The organism is Sphingopyxis sp. KK2 (genome assembly GCF_001990265.1).
Lineage (GTDB): Bacteria > Pseudomonadota > Alphaproteobacteria > Sphingomonadales > Sphingomonadaceae > Sphingopyxis.
On the sequence record NZ_LYVN01000110.1, the window covers coordinates 1 to 13,734 of the forward strand.

A 13,734-nucleotide genomic window follows, 5' to 3' on the forward strand; every position below is an offset into this window, starting at 1 on the left:
CGCGCGCGCGCGCGTTGTCGAGGCGGCGGAACGGCAGCAACGCCTCGGCGCGCTGGTCCGCGGCGATGCCGGGGCCGTCGTCCTCGACCGCGATGGCAAAACGTCCGCCCGGCATGTCGGCAAGGATCAGCTCGATCCGCTCGCCATGGCGCCGCGCATTGTCGACCAGGTTCGCAATGATGCGCTTGATCGCCAGCGGCCGCGCGGTGACGAGCATCTCGTCGGGACCGCGCCACGCGATCGCGGCGCCCATGTCGGCGGCGTTATCGGCGGCGGTCGACACGATCGCCGCGACGTCGATCAGCCGCGCCGCCTCATCCTCGCCGCTGCGGAAATAGGCGAGCGTCGATTCGATGAAATGCTCCATCTCGACCAGGTCGGCGGTGATCGCGTCGCGCGCCTCCTCCTCTTCGAGCAGCGACGCGCGCAGCCGCAGCCGCTGGATCGGGGTGCGCAGGTCGTGCGACACCGCGACCAGCGCATGCGTATGATCCTCCATCGCGTCGAGCAGGCGGCGCTGCATCGCGGCGAACGCGGTCGCGACGCGCCGCACCTCGGGCGGCCCCTCGACCGCGACCGCACCGACACGCCCCTGCCCCGTCGCGTCGGCGGCTTCGGCAAGGTTGCGCAAGGGCCGCACCAGCGCATGCACCATCACCAGCGCCAGGCCGAGCACCGTCGTGACCAGCAGCAGATGCATCGCGATCACCGCCCCCGGCGACGGCGGCGCGCCCAGATAGGGGCTGACGCGAAACGTGATATAAGTCGCATCGGCGAGGTGCAGCGCACCGATCAGGTCGCGCTCGCCCGCCGTCGCCGACGGGATCAGCGTCAGCCGCAGCTCGCGCCCCGCGAGCCCCGGCGCCGCGCGCACCAACCGCGCGCGCATCTCGGCGAGCTGCTCGAACGAGCCGCTATAATCGGTGATGACGCTGCGCGGCACCCAGTTGAGCGACACGCCGCCCCCGCCCAGCGCCTGCAGTTCGCGCCCGCGATGCTTGGGATGCAGCACCAGCGCCGCGCGCTCGGCCGCGACCAGCCGCGCCGCGATCGCCTCGACCTCGGGGCCGCCGATCAGCTCGCGCTCCTGCCAGCGCTGCAGCGCGACATTGCCGAGGAATTCGAGCGCCACCGCGCACAGCAGCACCAGCGCGATCCGTCCGACCATGCCGAGGGGACGGCGGCGCATGCTCAGGCGACGGTGACGTCGGCGGCGAACATGTACCCGACGCCGCGGATCGTGCGGATCAGCGGTCGCGTCTTGCGTCCGTCGCCCAGCTTGCGGCGCAGCCGGCTGATCAGCACGTCGATGCTGCGGTCGGTCGAGGTTGCGATCCGGCTGCGCGCCAGCTCGAGCAGCCGCTCGCGCCCGATCATCCGCTGCGGATAGCGCAGCAGCGCGAGCAGCAATTCATGCTCGGCGGCGGTCAGCTCGACCTCGGCGCCCGACGGGCCGAACAATTCGCGTCGCCGCGCATGATAGGACCAGCCCGCAAAGTCGAAGCGCTCGGGCGCCGGGATGTCGAGCGGCACATGCGTGTCGGCGGCGCGGCGCAGCACCGCGCGCACCCGCGCCAGCACTTCCGATCGGCCGAAGGGCTTGGCGATATAATCGTCGGCGCCGAGGTCGAGCCCCATGACGCGGTCGCTTTCCTGCCCGCGCGCGCTGATCATGATGATCGGCACCCGGCTGCGCGTGCGGATCGTCCCGCACAGGTCGAGCCCGCTGGCGCCCGGCAACATGATGTCAAGCAGGACCAGGTCGACCTGCCGTTCGCCGAGCGCGGCCTCGAGCTCTGTACCGTCGGCGGCGCCGGTGACGTCGTAACCGCATTCGCGCAGGATGCGCGACAGCAGCGTCCGCACCCCGGCATCGTCGTCGACGACGACGATATGCTGCGGGATCGCCGGCGCCTTCGTCGGCTCCGCACCCGTCGGCCGCTCGATTATCGCCAATTGTGACAAAGTGTTGCTCCTGCGCCCGGCGGGCGTCTTCGCGATTGACCCAAGGCGCCGTCCGCACCAGTTCGCCCCCCGAATGTCAATGATAATCATTCGCATTATCGGGGGTAAATATGAATAAGCTTTCTCTCTCCGCCTCGCGCAGCGCCAGCCTCGTCGCGATCGCCGCCGCCTTTATCGCCGCACCCGCCGCCGCCGAGGACGCGGGCGACGCGCCCGGCGACGATATCGTCGTCACCGCCGCGGGCTATGAGCAGAAGATCACCGACGCCCCCGCCAGCATCACTGTGGTGACCGAGGTCGAGCTGCGCGAGCGCCCCTATATGACGCTGATCGATGCGGTCCGCGATATCGAGGGGGTCGACGTCGGCGAAACCTCGGACAAGACCGGCCAGCGCACGATCTCGATCCGCGGCATGGGTTCGGACTATACGCTGGTGCTGATCGACGGCCGCCGCCAGAACAACCATGGCGATATCTATCCGAACAGCTTCGGCGGCAACCAGTTCAACCATATCCCGCCGCTCGACACGATCGAGCGGATCGAGGTCATCCGCGGCCCCGCCTCGACGCTCTATGGCGCCGACGCGCTCGGCGGCGTCATCAACATCATCACCAAGAAGGTGCTCGACCGCTGGACCGGCTCGGCGACGATCGGTCGCAGCATCCAGGAAGACACCGACTTCGGCGACGACATGACCTATGACGCGGCGCTCAGCGGCCCGATCGTTCCCGGCATCATCGGCATGAAACTGCGCGGTTCCTATTACAAGCGCTACCCGTCGGAGCCCGATTTCGCGCCCGTCACCGACCCCGCCGGCGTTTCGCACATCCGTGGCCTCGGCTTCGGCGGCGGCGGCAAGACGGTGGCGAACACCAACCGCGCCTATGGCGGCTCGCTGACCTTCACCCCCTCGCCCGACCACAGCTTCATCTTCGACATCGATTATTCGAAGCAGGTCTATGACAACACGCCGATCGTCGATCCGGTCACCGGCGTCATCACCTACCCGCTCGGCACCCTCGACGGCATCGAGAGCATCTGGCGCGCCACCGGCGGCGTCGTCCAGCCGCGCGTCGGCTATACCGAGGAGCAGGTGTTCGACCGCTACAGCTGGTCGACCGCCTATAATGGCGACTTCGGCTTCGCGCGCGCCTTCCTGTCGCTTGCCTATATCGAGACGAACAACAAGGGCCGCACCATGCCCTTCTCGGTCGCCGAGCGGCAATTGCTGCAACAGATGTTCAGCGGCACCGGGCCCTATGCCGGCATGTCGGCCGCCGACCGCCGCGCGCTTGCCGGCCGCACCTTCCTGCCGCGCCCGCTGCGTACGCTCGAAAGCGCGCAATATACCGTCGACGGCCGCGTCGACATTCCGGTCGACCTTGCCGGACGCCATAATTTCGTGATCGGCGGCCAATATATCGACGGCACGCTCGACGACGGCGTCTTCGGGCTCGAGGCCGCGGTCGGCGGGATCGAGGCGGTGCAGGACCATCGCATCTGGTCGCTCTTCGCCGAGGATAACTGGACCCCGTTCGAGGGCTTCAGCATCACCGGCGGCATCCGCTACGACAACCACAACCTGTTCGGCGGCCACTTCAGCCCGCGCATCTACGCCAATTATGCGATCAGCCCGACGCTGACGGTCAAGGGCGGCGTGAGCACCGGCTACAAGACGCCGAAGACCACCGACCTCTACGACGGCATCCGCGGGTTCGGCGGTCAGGGCACCAGCCCCTTCATCGGCAACCCCGATCTGAAGCCCGAAAGCAGCGTCAACAGCGAGATTGCGCTCTACTGGAACCCGTCGGCGAACAGCGGGCTCAACGTCACGCTCTTCCACAACAAGTTCAAGGACAAGATCGACACGACGATCGTCCAGCCATGCGCGCTCACCAATTTCGTGCGCCCGTGCGCCAATCTCGGCGACTATTATGCCGTGCTCGGGCTCGGCAGCACGATCAGCATCCCGTTCAACGTCGACAAGGCGCGGATCAAGGGCGCCGAAGTCGCGGGCCGCTACCAACTCTTCACCGGCCTGTCGATCCGCGCCAACTATACCTACACCGACAGCAAACAGCAGACCGGCGCCTCGGCGGGCCAGCCGCTCACCCAGTCGGCGAAGCATATGGCGAACGCGACGCTCGACTGGCAGCCGCTAGACGGGCTGTCGGCGCAGCTTTCGGCCGAACATCGCTCGCGCCGCTATCGCGGCCTCGGCGTCAACGGCGACCATCTCTATTACAAGAGCTACACGGTGCTGAACCTCGGCGCGCAATATCGCATTAACGACCATCTGACGCTCAGCGGCCGCGTGAACAATCTGCTCGACCAGGATTTCCGCGCCTATGACGTCGATTTCGGAGTGCCCGTGAACGGCGCCTACACCCCGACCTACATCGATCACTACAATAACAAGGACAAGGCGCGCAGCTATTGGGTCAGCGTCAACGCACGCTTCTGACCCGCCGCCCCGCATGTGAAATCCCGATTGCGGGGCCGCCACGGGCATGAAATGAAGCCCCTTCGGGAGAAGGGGCTTTTTCATTGAACCAGACCGTCCACACGACCGGCGGCGATCGGCGCCTCTGGGCCTTTGTCCTCGGGGTCATCGCCGTCACCATCGGCGTCCTGTTGCATCTGCCGATGTTCTGGATGGGCCGCGACATCGGCTTCCACATGGTCGGCATGCCGATGGACCCCGGCATGATCGCGGGCATGTATCTGATCATCGCCGGGGTCGGGGTCGCGGCCTATGGCCTGTTGCCGCGCAACCTGTCCGAACAGATGGCGGCGTCGAGCCGGCTCGCGGTCTCGGCGCCCGAGGATGCCCCGCTGTCCTGGGCGCATTGGCGGCTGATGGGCGTGCTGGTGATCGCGTTGGTGATCGACATCATGAAACCCGCCAGCCTGGGTTTCACCATTCCGGGCATGATCGACGAATATGGCGTGCCGCGCGCGACCGTGTCGCTGGTGCCCTTCGTCGCCCTGATCGGCACCGTCATCGGCTCGTTCGTCTGGGGTATCGTCGCCGACATCTATGGCCGCAAGGCGTCGATCCTGCTGTCGGCGGTGATGTTCGTCGGCACCTCGATCTGCGGCGCGATGCCCTCGCTCGCCTGGAACATCGGCATGTGCTTCATGATGGGCGCCGCTGCGGGCGGCATGCTCCCCGTCACCTATGCGCTGCTCGCCGAAATGATGCCCAGCCGCCATCGCGGCTGGAGCCTCGTGCTCGTCGGCGGACTCGGTGCGGTCGGCGGCTATGCCGCGGCCAGCCTGATCGCCGCTTGGCTCGAACCGATCTTCAGCTGGCGCATTCTCTGGCTCGCCAACCTGCCGAGCGGGCTGATGCTCGTCATGCTCGGCGCCTTCATCCCTGAATCGGCCAAATTCCTGATGGCGCGGGGTCGACATGACGAAGCGCAAAAGGTGATGAAACGGTTCGGCTCGACGATGCACCGGGTCGCCCCCGACGATCCCGTCGCGCGCCGCGACGCGGGTTCGGCGCCGGCCGGCCGCCTCTTCACGGCCAAGCTCGCGGCGCTCAGCCTCACCGCCATCTGCTGGGGCCTCGTCAATTTCGGGCTGCTGCTCTGGCTCCCGGTCGAGCTCATCGCGCGCGGCTACAGTATGGAGGTGTCGAGCAGATTGCTCGCCGCCTCGGCGGTCATCGCGCTGCCGACGGTGTTCGTCGTCGCGTGGATCTATCATGCGTGGAGCACGAAGAAATCGCTTCTCGCGGCGATTGTCATGACCCTGATCGGTCTCGCCGGGGTGCTTTGGCTCGCGCTCAGCGACCATGCCTCGCCGGTGCTGCCCGTCGCGCTGCTGATCGTCGGCAGCAACGGGATCATCGCGATGCTGCTCCCATATTGCGCCGAAAGCTTCCCCTTGCGCATCCGCGGCCGCGCGACCGGCTGGGTCGCCGCGTGCAGCAAATTGGGCGGCGTCATCGCGCAGGCACTCGCGATCATGGCGATCGTCCCGACGCTCGCCGCCAGCGCGTTGATGATCGCGGCGCCGATGGCGCTGTCGTTCCTCCTCGTCGCGCGCTTCGGCCGCGAAACCCGCGGCGCCGACCTGCGCGATCTCGACCCCGAGGGGCATGTGTTCGACAAAGCCGGGCTCTAGGCCGCGCCGCGATCGGGCGGCGCCATCACGCGGTGGCGCACGACGTCCCAATCGTCGAAGCGCCAGAAACGCGGGCTGTCGCGCCCGACGACATGCGGCTCGCCCCCCGACGGCGCGAAGCTGCGATCCTCGGGCTCGATCTCGGCCAGCGTGTCGCAGTCGAAGAAGATACGCACGACCATCGCCTCGCCCGCCGCGCCGCCGCTGCCCGTCACGATTCCCAGATGCCCGTCGGATATGCGCACCAGCGTGCCGACCGGCCAGATGCCGAGGCTGTCGGCGAAACGCTCGAGCAGCGCGGGGTCGAAATGCCCGGGCCAGCTTTGCATCGCGGTCAGCGCCTCGCACGGCGACCAGGCCGCCTTGTACGGCCGGTCCGACGTCACCGCGTCATAGACGTCGCAGATCGCCCCCATCCGCGCGTGGAGCGACAGCGCCTCGCCCGACAGCCCGCCCGGATAGCCGCTCCCGTCCATCTTCTCATGATGCCGCAGCGCGACTTCGAGCGCCGCCGCCGGAATGTCCGCCGATTGCGCGAGCAGCGCATGCCCGGCAACCGGGTGATGCTCGACCATCATCCGCTCGCGCGCGTCGAGCTTGCCGGGCTTCAGCAACACCGCATCGGTGATCGCGACCTTGCCGACGTCGTGGAGCAGCCCCGCGACCCCCAGCGCCTGCACCTCCTCCTCGTCGAGGCCCAGGTGGCGCGCGAAATTGATCATCAGCGCGCAAACCGCGACCGAGTGGAGATAGGTATATTCGTCCTTCTGCTTGAGCCGCACGAGCCCCAGCAGCGCGCGCGAGTGGCGCTCGATCGACTCGCCGATCGCGCGCGCCAGCGGCGCCAGCTTCTTCGCCTCGACCGCGCGGCCCAGCCGCGCCCCTTCGAACATATCGATTACCGCCTGCTTCGACTTGCCGATCACCCGCTCGGCGCGGCGCTTCTCCTGCGCATGGCTCGCCGGGCGCGTCTGTCGGGCGCTTTGCGAGACCGCGGCCCAGCCAGTACGGCGCTCGACCGTCACCGCACGGACGGCGCCCGACCGGCGCTCGATGGCAACCGCACCCGTCGCGGCCTCTGGCGCGACGCGGCTCCGACTCTGGTCGATAACCAGCGCGTCGATCCCCGACGCGCGGATTCGCGCCAGTTGGTCAGGCGTATCGATCAGAAAACGGCGGCGCCAGAACGGATGGTCGATCCAGCGCCCCTCGAAGGCGTGGACGAACATGCCGATCTGAGCCGCTTCCGGTTTGAGGCGAAACAACATGCAACTGGCCCTGTGCGGCCCACGCCGCCCTCTCAGGGTTAACGGCAGCATGAGTGCCGGTTTAACAGCGATAAATATTTCAGCCCTTGTCGTTCCACGCCAGCCGGACGCAAAGTCCGCCCTGTGGCGCGGTGTCGAGCGCCAGCGTCCCGCCGCTCGCCGTGACGAAATCCTGCGCGATCGCCAGCCCCAGTCCATGCCGGGCGCCCCGTTCATCAAGCCGCACGCCGCGCCCCAACGCCGCCGGACGCAGCGCCTCGGCGATTCCCGGGCCGTCGTCGCAGATCAGGATTCGGCACCCATTGCCCTGGCCGCTTTCGGTCGCGATCACGACCAGCGTCGCCGCATGCCGCGCCGCATTGTCGATGAGCGCGCCAAGCGCCTCGATCGCCGCATCCTCGCGCATGGGCAGGATCAGATCGGCAGGCAGCATATTACGGAAATCCAGTTCCGCGCCATCGGGCGTGCGCGACACCACCGCCAGGATCCGCTCGACCAGTGCGCGCGCGGCTGTTTCGCCCTGCGCCCCCTCGCCGGTGCGCGCCAGTTCGCCCTCGACCGCTCCCGCCAGCATCGACAGGCTCTGCGCCATCGGCGCCCGGCGTGCCTCGTCCAGCCCTTCGATCTGCATGCGCAATGCGGTGATCGGGGTTTTCAGGGCATGCGCCAGATCGCGCGCGCGTTTGCGGGCCCGCGCGATATCGTCGGTCCGGCGATCGGCGAAATCATTGATCGCGCGGGTCAAGGGCTCGATCTCGCGCGGGTGCTGCATATCCGACAGTCGCGCATCGATTGCCCCCGACATCGCGCCCAGTTCGGATTCCACCGCCCGAAGCGGACGCAGTCCCAGACGCACCTGCACCCACGCCGCCAGCGCCAGCACCATCCACAACAGCAACAGGAACAACCCCGATTCTGCCCCGAAATCGGCGCGCGCGGCGGCTACGGGTCGACGGTCAGCGGCGATCTCGACCAGCATCGCCGGTCCCGTGCCGTCGAGCCGCACGGTCCGTGCCACGACCAGCACCCGATCTTCGAACGGGCCCCGGGCGGCAAAGGCGGTCCATCCCGCCGCCACCGCGCGCGAAGGCGGCGGCGGCAGCGTGCCGTCCCACAAGGATCGCGACCGCAACTCACCTGCGGGCGCGCTCGCGCGCCAGTAAAGGCCGCTGCCCGGCCGGTCGAAGCGCGGATCGGTCAGGCGCCGCGTCAACACCGGCCTGGCGTGCATATCGAGGTCGAGCGCGGCGACAAGTGCGATGCCCTGCCGTTCGAGCTCGGCCTGCAACTGCCGTTCCGAATGGCGTTCGAACAACAGCCCTAGCGCCAGCCACGCCACGCCCATCGCCAGCGCGATCGTCACTCCCGCGAACAGCAACAGCCGCAGGCTGAGCGACCGATTGAGCGCCGATGGAGGCCGAAACCGCATCAATCGTCCGCGAGCAGATAGCCAAAGCCGCGCCGCGTCGCGATCGTCGCCGCGCCCAGCTTGCGCCGTAACCGTGCGACCAGCGCCTCGATCGCATTCGCTTCCAGCACATCGGTGCCGTGCAACGCCTCGGACAGGGCGGCGGCATTCATCGGCCGGCCGCCGCTATGCGCCAGCGCATGAAGCAGTCGATATTCCAGCGGCGACAGGTCGACATCGCGCCCCGCCACATTGGCCTGCATCCGCCGCGTGTCGAGCGTCAGTCCGCCGACGCGCAGCACCGACGTCGACAGGCCCGCGTTGCGGCGCACCAGCGCACGCACCCGCGCAACCAGTTCGGCGGGCTCGAACGGTTTGGCCAGATAGTCGTCGGCCCCCGCCTCTATCCCCTCGACCTTTTCCAGCCAGCTGCCGCGCGCCGACAGGATGATGATCGGAAATTCACGCCCCTCGCCGCGCCAGCGCTTCAGCACCGTCAAACCGTCGAGTTGAGGCAGGCCCAGGTCGAGCACCACGGCCTCATAATCCTCGTCGCCGCCGCGCACCCACGCCGCCTCACCATCGCCGACATGGTCGACGACGAAGCCCGCCCGTTCGAGCGCGCTGGCGACGCCCTTCGCGATGTCGTCATCGTCCTCGACCAGCAACAGCCGCATCGCTCAATCTTCCTCCACTTCGATGATCCGGCCATGACGCGCATCGATCTTCATCTCGATCGACCGGCCGTCGGGGGTCAGGATTTCCAGTTCATATTCAGGCCCATCGTCATCATCCTCGTCCAGATCGACGTCGATGATCTCGCCCGGAACGCGGGCGCGGGCAATCGCCAATATGCGCGACAGCGGCAACAGCGCCGGGTCCGCAATCTGGCGCGCGCGGCGATCACCCGATCCGGCGATCGTCACGGCCGTCGGCCCGGCCGGGGCATCCGGGACGCCGGGCGTCGCTGCGACGACGGGCGGCGCGACCATGGGCGTATCCGAGGGTACCGGCGGCGCCGTTCCGCCGCCGTCGCAAGCGGCCAGCCACAGGACCAGCGGAATAAAGGAAAGGAAAATACGAGGCATGCCGTCGCGTCATAGCGCGAACTGGCTGACGGCAAGCTGACATTTGCCGTGCGGCGCCCGTCAGCAACGAGGTGGCAGAAAGCCCTTGTCGCCGCCGTGGCGACGATTCGAAAGGACAGGATCATGAAATATAAGCTGCCCCTCATCCTCCTCGCCGCAACCGGCATCATTGCCACGTCGGCCACCGTCGCCGCGCGCCCCGCTCCCGCCGAGGCCAAGGGCCAGGCCTATTGGTCGGAAACGCGCTGGGACGACGATGATGACGACCGCCGCCACTTTGGCGCGATGCCGGTGCCGAATGCCGACGCGCTGCGCCAGGCCGGCATGGTGCGGGTACAAGAGGTCGACCGCGACGACGGGCGGATCGAGGTGGAAGGCTATGACGCCCGTGGCCGTGAACTCGAAATCCGGATGGATGCCCGGGGCCAGCGCATCCTGTCGATCGATCGCGATGACGACCTCGACGACCGCTGGGACGACTGAAGACAGTGACACGGCCGCCACTCCGTTTCCGGGGTGACGGCCGTGGCGCCCTCAATCCCCCGCGAAATCGAACGCCGACACCCCGCGCTCGCCCTCGCGGAAGCGCAAAGGCCGCCCTAGCGGCGGCATCGAGCGCTGGACGCAGCCGGTGCGCGTGCAGCGGCGGCAGCCGAGCCCGATCGGGGTCGCGGGCGAGCGCATCAGGTCGAGCCCGCGCGCGGCGATCAGCGGCGCCGCGACCTTGGCATCGACCCCCACGCATACCGCAAAGCGCGCCGGCGTCCCGCTGCCGCTCGCGCCCGGCGCTGCGACGCTGCGGCTCTGCGTGAACCAGCGGCTGCCGTCCTCAAGCTCGACGAGGTCGGCGATCACCTCGCCCGGCCGCGCGAAGGCCTCATGCACCCCCCACAGCGGACAGCGCGCGTCGCCGTCGACCAGCGGCGACTGGCTCGCCCCTGCATAGCGTTTGCTCCCCTGCCCCGCGCGGTCGATCCGCAGCATGAAGAAGGGCAGCCCGCGCGCGCCGACGCGCTGGAGCGTCGTCAGCCGGTGCGCGACCTGTTCATAGCCCGCGCCGAAGCGCCGCTGGAGCAGCAACAGGTCGTACCCCGTCGCATCGCACGCGCGCAAAAACCGGCTGTACGGCATCATCAGCGCCGCCGCGAAATAATGCACCAGATGCCGCTCGAACAGCCGTGCCGCCGCCGGCTCGGCGAATTCGGCCCCCGCGACCAGCGCGTCGATCTCGCCCTTCGCCTCGACCTGCGCCAGCGTCGCCGCCGCCTGGAAGGTGCGCGACGCGGGACGCAGCAACTCGCTCAGCATCAACTGCCGCGCATGCCAGTCGAGCCAGCGCAGCCGGTCGGGCATCACGTCGCTCGGCAATATGCGGATGCCGAGCTGGTGCCGCGTGCGCAACCGCTCCGAAATCGTGCCATACAGGTCGCCGCCGACCAGCCGCAGTTCGTCGGCCAGTTCCTCGGCGCGCGCATCGAGGTCGCCGAAATGGTTGCGCCATTTCTCGATCGCACGGCGCACCGCCGCAACCTCGGGCGCCTCCTCCTGCACCGCGCCGCGCGCCTCGGGCGCCGCATCGAACAGCCGCGCAAAGGCCGCTGCCGTCGCGGGTGCCGCCTGCAGCCATTCCTCGACCTCCTGCCCCCCGATCCCGAGGTCGGCAAAGCGCGGGTCGGCGAGCCGTCGCCGCAGCCCGGCAAGCCCGCCCGGCACCTCCTCGCCGCCGAGCTTCGCCGCATCGAAATCGAAGCGCTCGGCGAGCCGCACGATCACCGTGGCGCTTAAGGGCCGCTGCCCATGCTCGATCAGGTTGAGGTAGCTCGGCGAGATATCGAGCGCCTCGGCCATCGCGGCCTGCGTCATCCCCGCATCGCGCCGCGCCCGCCGCACCGCCGCCCCTGCAAACACCCGCCGCTCGGCCATCGCATGTAACTTTCTTTACTAATTTACACGCACATTAGCACCAAATAGCCATATTTCACAAAACTTATTGACAAAGCTTTTCACTTTCGCGCCGCCGCACGGCACATCTTGCCCATCACCCGGCCGCTCTCCCGAACCGGCCGCACCGAAAGGACAAGATGATGGGCTATCAGGAAGACATGGCGCAGGCAGGCCGCCTCATCCGCGATTATGACGGCACCTGGGACGGCATTAGCGGCGAGAGCATCGCCCGCATGCGCGCGCAAAACAAGTTCCGCACCGGTCTCGACGTCGCCCGCTACACTGCACGCATCATGCGCGCCGACATGGCCGCCTATGACGCCGACCCCGCGAACTACACCCAGTCCTTGGGCTGCTGGCACGGCTTCATCGCGCAGCAGAAGATGATCTCGGTCAAGAAGCATTTCGGCACCGTCAAGGGCCGCTACATCTATCTGTCGGGCTGGATGATCGCCGCGCTGCGCAGCGAGTTCGGCCCGCTGCCTGACCAGTCGATGCATGAAAAGACCAGCGTTCCGGCGCTGATCGAGGAAATCTACACCTTCCTGCGTCAGGCCGACGCGCGCGAACTCGGCATGCTGTTCCGCGATCTCGACGCCGCGCGCGCCGAGGGCGACGAACTCAAGGCGAAGCAGGTTCAGGCCGCGATCGACAATCATGAAACGCATGTCGTGCCGATCATCGCCGACATCGACGCGGGCTTCGGCAATGCCGAGGCGACCTATCTGCTCGCCAAGAAGATGATCGAGGCCGGCGCCTGCGCACTGCAGATCGAAAATCAGGTCTCGGACGAAAAGCAGTGCGGCCACCAGGACGGCAAGGTCACCGTCCCGCACGAGGATTTCATCGCGAAGATCCGCGCCTGCCGCTACGCGTTCATGGAACTCGGCGTCGAGGACGGCATCATCGTGACGCGCACCGACAGCCTCGGCGCGGGCCTGACCAAGCAGATCGCCTTCTCGAAGGAGCCGGGCGACCTCGGCGACCAGTATAACAGCTTCCTCGATTGCGAAGAGGTCGAAGGCGCGGGCAACCCCGGCGACGTCCTCATCAACCGCGACGGCAAGCTGATGCGGCCCATCCGCCTGCCCTCGAACCTTTACCAGTTCCGCTCGGGAACCGGCGAGGACCGCTGCGTGATGGACTGCATCGCCAGCCTGCAAAACGGCGCCGACCTGCTCTGGATCGAAACCGAAAAGCCGCACATCGAACAGATCGCCGGCATGGTCGACCGCATCCGCGAAGTCGTCCCGAATGCGAAGCTCGCGTACAACAATTCGCCGAGCTTCAACTGGACGCTGAACTTCCGTCAGCAGGTGTTCGACGCCTGGACCGCCGAGGGCAAGGACGTCAGCGCCTACGATCGCGCCAAGCTGATGAGCGTCGATTATGACGGCACCGAGCTCGGCGACGAAGCCGACAACCGCATCCGCACCTTCCAGCGCGACGCGGCGAAGCGGGCGGGCATCTTCCACCACCTGATCACCCTGCCGACCTATCACACCGCCGCGCTCAGCACCGACAATCTCGCCAAGGAATATTTCGGCGACGAAGCGATGCTCGGCTACGTCAAGGGCGTCCAGCGCGCCGAAATCCGCCAGGGCATCGCCTGCGTGAAGCATCAGAACATGTCGGGCAGCGACATCGGCGACGACCATAAGGAATATTTCGCCGGCGAAGCCGCGCTCAAGGCGGCGGGCAAGGACAATACGATGAACCAGTTCGCCGCGTAACAATCGCTAGAGATCGGTGCGGGGCGCCTTGCAAGCCCCGCACCCCCGAGCTTTCCTGGGGAGGAAAGCCTGTCCGTCGGAAACCCTCGGGTTTCCGGCGGGCATTTTTTTGGGCGGGAAGCTGACATACCCTCCTCTCCCCTTGAGGGAGAGGATAGCGCAGCTTGCTCCGTCAGGAGCTAGCGAAGCTTGG

11 protein-coding genes are annotated in these 13,734 nt (G+C 67.6%); 4 read left to right on the forward strand and 7 right to left on the reverse strand.

The features are described 5' to 3' along the window. Both B1A78_RS16090 and B1A78_RS16095 read right to left on the reverse strand, forming a co-directional pair. Positions 1–1,189 (reverse strand): ATP-binding protein (locus B1A78_RS16090; protein WP_077147935.1); only part of this gene is annotated, 1,189 nt, incomplete at its 3' end. 2 nt (positions 1,190–1,191) lie between these two features. Further along, positions 1,192–1,956 (reverse strand): response regulator transcription factor, encoded by a 765-nt coding sequence (locus B1A78_RS16095; RefSeq protein ID WP_372236894.1) that lies wholly within the window; start codon positions 1,954–1,956, stop codon positions 1,192–1,194. Between the two features lie 119 nt (positions 1,957–2,075). On the opposite strand from B1A78_RS16095, the gene B1A78_RS16100 reads away from it, so the two are divergent. Beyond that, positions 2,076–4,430 (forward strand): TonB-dependent receptor domain-containing protein, encoded by a 2,355-nt coding sequence (locus tag B1A78_RS16100; protein WP_077147936.1) that lies wholly within the window; start codon positions 2,076–2,078, stop codon positions 4,428–4,430. Between the two features lie 83 nt (positions 4,431–4,513). After that, positions 4,514–6,100, forward strand: coding sequence for an MFS transporter (locus tag B1A78_RS16105; protein ID WP_077147937.1), 1,587 nt, complete (start codon positions 4,514–4,516; stop codon positions 6,098–6,100). Here B1A78_RS16105 and B1A78_RS16110 read toward each other — a convergent pair. From B1A78_RS16110 to B1A78_RS16125, 4 genes are all read right to left on the reverse strand, one after another. Further along, entirely contained in the window at positions 6,097–7,368 is a 1,272-nt protein-coding gene (locus B1A78_RS16110; RefSeq protein WP_077147938.1) for an HD-GYP domain-containing protein, read from the reverse strand. The two genes, B1A78_RS16105 and B1A78_RS16110, sit on opposite strands and share 4 nt — an antisense overlap. Positions 7,369–7,447: 79 nt before the next feature. Then, positions 7,448–8,797, reverse strand: coding sequence for a HAMP domain-containing sensor histidine kinase (locus B1A78_RS16115; RefSeq protein ID WP_077147939.1), 1,350 nt, complete (start codon positions 8,795–8,797; stop codon positions 7,448–7,450). Then, a complete protein-coding gene (locus B1A78_RS16120; protein WP_077147940.1) occupies positions 8,797–9,453 on the reverse strand; it encodes a response regulator transcription factor in 657 nt (218 codons plus the stop codon). Before B1A78_RS16120 ends, B1A78_RS16115 begins: the two co-directional genes overlap by 1 nt. A 3-nt stretch (positions 9,454–9,456) precedes the next feature. Continuing rightward, the gene (locus B1A78_RS16125; RefSeq protein ID WP_077147941.1) at positions 9,457–9,864 is read right to left on the reverse strand and encodes a PepSY domain-containing protein; all 408 of its coding nucleotides are present in this window, start codon (positions 9,862–9,864) and stop codon (positions 9,457–9,459) included. A 123-nt stretch (positions 9,865–9,987) separates the two neighbouring features. On the opposite strand from B1A78_RS16125, the gene B1A78_RS16130 reads away from it, so the two are divergent. Beyond that, positions 9,988–10,347, forward strand: a complete 360-nt coding sequence (locus B1A78_RS16130; protein WP_077147942.1) for a PepSY domain-containing protein — start codon at positions 9,988–9,990, stop codon at positions 10,345–10,347. Positions 10,348–10,398: 51 nt separating this feature from the next. Here the strand turns inward: B1A78_RS16130 and B1A78_RS16135 are convergent, their stop codons facing one another. After that, positions 10,399–11,787, reverse strand: coding sequence for a short-chain fatty acyl-CoA regulator family protein (locus tag B1A78_RS16135; RefSeq protein WP_077147943.1), 1,389 nt, complete (start codon positions 11,785–11,787; stop codon positions 10,399–10,401). A 161-nt stretch (positions 11,788–11,948) separates the two neighbouring features. Here B1A78_RS16135 and B1A78_RS16140 point away from each other — a divergent pair, with 161 nt between their 5' ends. Beyond that, a complete protein-coding gene (locus B1A78_RS16140) occupies positions 11,949–13,541 on the forward strand; it encodes an isocitrate lyase (protein ID WP_077147944.1) in 1,593 nt (530 codons plus the stop codon). Positions 13,542–13,734 lie beyond the last annotated feature (193 nt).

Coding starts and splice junctions, on each gene's coding strand:
- B1A78_RS16115 (WP_077147939.1), bottom strand. CDS start 8,797: ATGCGGTTTCGGCCTCCATCGGCGCTCAATCGGTCGCTCAGCCTGCGG.
- B1A78_RS16120 (WP_077147940.1), bottom strand. CDS start 9,453: ATGCGGCTGTTGCTGGTCGAGGACGATGACGACATCGCGAAGGGCGTC.
- B1A78_RS16100 (WP_077147936.1), top strand. CDS start 2,076: ATGAATAAGCTTTCTCTCTCCGCCTCGCGCAGCGCCAGCCTCGTCGCG.
- B1A78_RS16135 (WP_077147943.1), bottom strand. CDS start 11,787: ATGGCCGAGCGGCGGGTGTTTGCAGGGGCGGCGGTGCGGCGGGCGCGG.
- B1A78_RS16140 (WP_077147944.1), top strand. CDS start 11,949: ATGGGCTATCAGGAAGACATGGCGCAGGCAGGCCGCCTCATCCGCGAT.
- B1A78_RS16130 (WP_077147942.1), top strand. CDS start 9,988: ATGAAATATAAGCTGCCCCTCATCCTCCTCGCCGCAACCGGCATCATT.
- B1A78_RS16110 (WP_077147938.1), bottom strand. CDS start 7,368: ATGTTGTTTCGCCTCAAACCGGAAGCGGCTCAGATCGGCATGTTCGTC.
- B1A78_RS16125 (WP_077147941.1), bottom strand. CDS start 9,864: ATGCCTCGTATTTTCCTTTCCTTTATTCCGCTGGTCCTGTGGCTGGCC.